Consider the following 3,816-nt stretch of genomic DNA (forward strand, 5'->3'; position numbering starts at 1 on the left):
CATATCGACGGCGGTGTTTGGCACCTCGATGTCGGCTCATCACATCCTGGGGCTGAAGTAGGTCCCAAGGGTACGGCTGTTCGCCGTTTAAAGTGGTACGCGAGCTGGGTTTAGAACGTCGTGAGACAGTTCGGTCCCTATCTGCCGTGGGCGCTGGAGAATTGAGAGGGGTTGCTCCTAGTACGAGAGGACCGGAGTGAACGCACCGCTGGTGTTCGGGTTGTCATGCCAATGGCACTGCCCGGTAGCTAAGTGCGGAAAAGATAAGCGCTGAAAGCATCTAAGCGCGAAACTTGCCTCGAGATGAGTTCTCCCTGTGGCTTTAAGCCACCTGAAGGGACGTTGAAGACTACGACGTTGATAGGCCGGGTGTGTAAGCGCAGCGATGCGTTGAGCTAACCGGTACTAATGACCCGTGAGGCTTAACCTTACAACGCCAGAAGCGTTCTGGCGGCGTCTGAGAGACGCACCGTTTTCAGCTTGTACCGGATTTAACGCGGCGGCCTCCGGGCGGTCGCGTGAACAGAATTTGCCTGGCGGCTTTAGCGCGGTGGTCCCACCTGACCCCATGCCGAACTCAGAAGTGAAACGCCGTAGCGCCGATGGTAGTGTGGGGTCTCCCCATGCGAGAGTAGGGAACTGCCAGGCATCAAATCGCGACAGCCCCGACCTCACGGTCGGGGCTTTTTGCGTTTCTGCCGCGCAGCGGCGGGCCGTCGTAAACGGTACGGCAGGCAGGACCTCATGCCCTCCCTGTCCCGGGCGGCTGCGTTTTCAGCGTAAAGGCACAAACCCTGCATCCGCTGACCTGATTGCCGACGCTCAGTACGTTTACGCGCGCCAGCCTGCTGAAACCAGCTGCATAGTGCCTTAAAACGGCTCTCTACTGCCTTTTTGAAATTGGCTTGGGGATTTATAGCTGCTCTTCTAACCACTTTAAAATAAAGTCGGTAACCATAGCTGCATTATTAATATCCAGCAAAGGGACGGGCAGTGAGAAAATAGCATCAGCGGCTACTGCAATAACGTGTTCATCAAACAGCTCGTTGAAACGCTGTTCGCTTCCTCCTCGCCACAGTACTATTTTAGGCACCGGTTCATGTTTAAAGCCCTCCACTAAAATAATATCTGTCAAAGCTGGATTCATTCGACTGGCAAGATAGCGAAGATCAGGCTCCTGATGGTCAGGGGTTTCGGTAATCAACGCCCACCGCTGAGGATTATAAACCATCACCTGATCGGCCCCTGCCTTGCGGAGTTCATAGCTGTCCTTGCCGGGCGTGTCGATATCCATATTGTGGTGAGTATGTTTGATCAGACCCACACGGATCCCACGCGCTTTCAGGAGGGCAATAACCTGTTTTAACAGCGTAGTTTTACCTGTCCCGCTCCAGGCGGCGATGGCTAAAAGAGGGATCATTCGCGTGCTCCTGCAATAAGATCTTCATGGCGATTTATATTATTAAACGCGTCAGGGCAATCGTCGAAACTTACGCCATGTCCTCCTGCTTGTTGAAGAAAAACCATGACCTTTCGCTCTCCCCTGGCCAGAAACTCCCTTAGCGGTTCCGTTAAGCTGATATGCATTAGCGCCAGGGTAGGATGATCGCGTCCTCCCGATCTGGCCCAGACTACGGGCGCAGCCCGTTTTGCGTGCCACAGACGAGAAACCAAATCTTCCGGCAGCGAAGGGGTATCACAAGAGACAAATATCGTCCACTCCGCCTCTGTTTGCTCCAGCGCTGCCAGCATACCGGCCAGCGGCCCGGGAAAATCAGGTAAAGTATCGGTTATCACTGTCAGACCGGTTTGCCGATAAACAGGCAGATTGCGGTTAGCGCTAATATATATACGGCTGACCTGAGAGCGTAGCCTGGCCAATACGTGCTGATAAAGCGGCTTATCCCGGTACAGGACTAATCCTTTATCTTCGCCCCCCATGCGGCTGCCACGTCCGCCGGCAAGAATGACGCCTGCAATCGAAACGGTATCCGACCCATCCAAATCCATCAGCTTTATACCCTCTTTTTTTGTGGGATTAACCCTGTTACCGTAACGGAACCCGATATTTACAGGAACCCTATTATGAAATGTCATCGTCTCAATGAATTAATTTCACTGCTGCAGCCAGCCTGGCAACAGGAACCCGATCTGAATTTAGCGCAATTTTTGCAGAAAATGGCGGAAGAAGCAGGTTTTACTCAACCTTTGGTCGACCTGACCGATGACGTACTGATTTATCATCTTAAACTCCGTAACGCCGACAAGAGCGAAGCCATTCCTGGCCTGCAAAAAGATTATGAGGACGATTTCAAAACGGCATTGCTACGTGCGCGCGGTGTTATTAAAGATTAACTATCGCTGTTCATCCGACGCACGAGCGATTAATGGTATCCTCAACGCATGATGATTATCGATGAGTACGCCGGATGACCGAACCCGCCTTTAACTTTCAAAATCTTAATCCTGATACGATTCTGGACGCGCTCTGGGAAACGGGCATTCGCGTTGAGTCGGGGCTTACTGCGCTAAACAGCTATGAAAATCGGGTCTATCAGTTTTCCGATGAGGAAAAAAAACGCTATGTGGTGAAGTTTTATCGCCCTCAGCGCTGGTCGCCGCTGCAAATTGAAGAGGAACACCAATTTACAGCCGAGCTGCTGGCTGATGAGGTTCCTGTTGCCGCACCGCTTGCGCTACAGGGGCAAACGTTACATCAGCATAACGGCTACTGGTTCACCGTTTTCCCCAGCCTTGGAGGACGGCAGTACGAAACGGATAACTACGATCATCTGGAGTGGGTTGGCCGTTTTCTGGGGCGTATTCACCAGACGGGACGTAAAAAAAGCTTCGTTGCCCGCCCAACCTTTAGCCTGGAAGAGTATATTCATGAACCCCGGCAGGTACTTGTCGCCAGTAAGTTGATCCCACCTAAACTAAAACAGGATTTATTGGCAAGCGTCGATCTACTCAGCACAACTTTACAAAAGTGCTGGCATACTCAGTGGCAGCCGCTTCGTCTGCATGGTGATTGCCATCCTGGCAATATTCTGTGGCGTGATGGCCCTTTGTTTGTCGATTTGGATGACGCGCGTAATGGCCCGGCCGTCCAGGATTTGTGGATGCTTATTAACGGTGACCTTCAGGAGCAGCGCATTCAGTGGGATATCCTGCTGGAAGCCTACGGTGAATTCTGTGAGTTCGACACACACGAATTGTCACTGATTGAGCCTTTACGCGCTATGAGGATGGTTTATTATCTGGCGTGGATTGTGCGCCGTTGGGAAGATCCTGCGTTTCCGGCCAGCTTTCCATGGATGACGGACGAAGATTTCTGGCGCAGACAGATCGCTATTTTTAATGAGCAGGCCCGGCTGTTGCAGGAGCCACCGCTGCAGCTGATGCCTGTATTCCAGGGCTGACCGCCTTTTCCGGTCAGCCTCTTTTGCTGTTAGGAGAGAGTTTTCAGATGAAAAAGATTTTATTCGCGCTGGTTGGGGCTTTTCTGGCGTTCAGCGCTTCTGCTGCCCAGTTTACCGATGGTCAGCAGTACGTCACGATACAGAAACCCGTTACCGGCGAGCCCCAGGTTGTGGAGTTCTTCTCTTTCTTCTGCCCGCACTGCTATGAATTTGAACACGTCTGGCACGTCAGCGATGCGGTAAAAAAAGCCGTACCCGCCGGGACAAAAGTGACTAAGTATCACGTTGAATTCCTTGGCGGCGAAATGGGTAAAGTCGTCACGCAGGCCTGGGCCGTTGCCATGGCACTGGGTGTAGAAGATAAAGTCACTGCTCCGCTGTTTGAAGGCATCCA

General features: G+C 52.3%; 5 protein-coding genes and 2 rRNA genes. 5 read left to right on the forward strand and 2 right to left on the reverse strand.

All coding sequences use genetic code 11. The features are described 5' to 3' along the window. Together RTK32_RS19950 and rrf are read left to right on the forward strand one after the other, a co-directional pair. A 23S ribosomal RNA gene (locus RTK32_RS19950) occupies window positions 1-430 on the forward strand; the annotation flags it as partial. Window positions 431-532: 102 nt separating this feature from the next. Beyond that, a 5S ribosomal RNA gene (gene rrf / locus RTK32_RS19955) occupies window positions 533-648 on the forward strand. 265 nt (window positions 649-913) lie between these two features. Here the strand turns inward: rrf and mobB are convergent. Then, the gene (gene mobB, locus RTK32_RS19960; protein WP_312046995.1) at window positions 914-1,420 is read right to left on the reverse strand and encodes a molybdopterin-guanine dinucleotide biosynthesis protein MobB; all 507 of its coding nucleotides are present in this window, start codon (window positions 1,418-1,420) and stop codon (window positions 914-916) included. Then, entirely contained in the window at window positions 1,417-2,010 is a 594-nt protein-coding gene (mobA, locus tag RTK32_RS19965) for a molybdenum cofactor guanylyltransferase MobA (protein ID WP_312046996.1), read from the reverse strand. The genes mobB and mobA overlap by 4 nt, the downstream gene beginning before the upstream one ends. Window positions 2,011-2,085: 75 nt before the next feature. Between mobA and RTK32_RS19970 the strand changes: the two genes are divergently transcribed. The 3 genes from RTK32_RS19970 to RTK32_RS19980 form a co-directional block, all read left to right on the forward strand. Further along, window positions 2,086-2,355: a YihD family protein gene (locus RTK32_RS19970; protein ID WP_312046997.1), complete on the forward strand. Its 270-nt coding sequence runs from the start codon at window positions 2,086-2,088 to the stop codon at window positions 2,353-2,355. A 74-nt stretch (window positions 2,356-2,429) separates the two neighbouring features. Beyond that, on the forward strand, window positions 2,430-3,422 hold the full coding sequence (locus tag RTK32_RS19975; protein WP_312046999.1) for a serine/threonine protein kinase: 993 nt from the start codon (window positions 2,430-2,432) through the stop codon (window positions 3,420-3,422). Between the two features lie 47 nt (window positions 3,423-3,469). Further along, window positions 3,470-3,816: DsbA family protein (locus tag RTK32_RS19980; RefSeq protein ID WP_312047001.1), on the forward strand; the 347-nt coding region annotated here is incomplete at its 3' end.

The sequence above is a fragment of the Erwinia sp. genome (assembly GCF_031978025.1).
Taxonomy (GTDB): domain Bacteria; phylum Pseudomonadota; class Gammaproteobacteria; order Enterobacterales; family Enterobacteriaceae; genus Erwinia.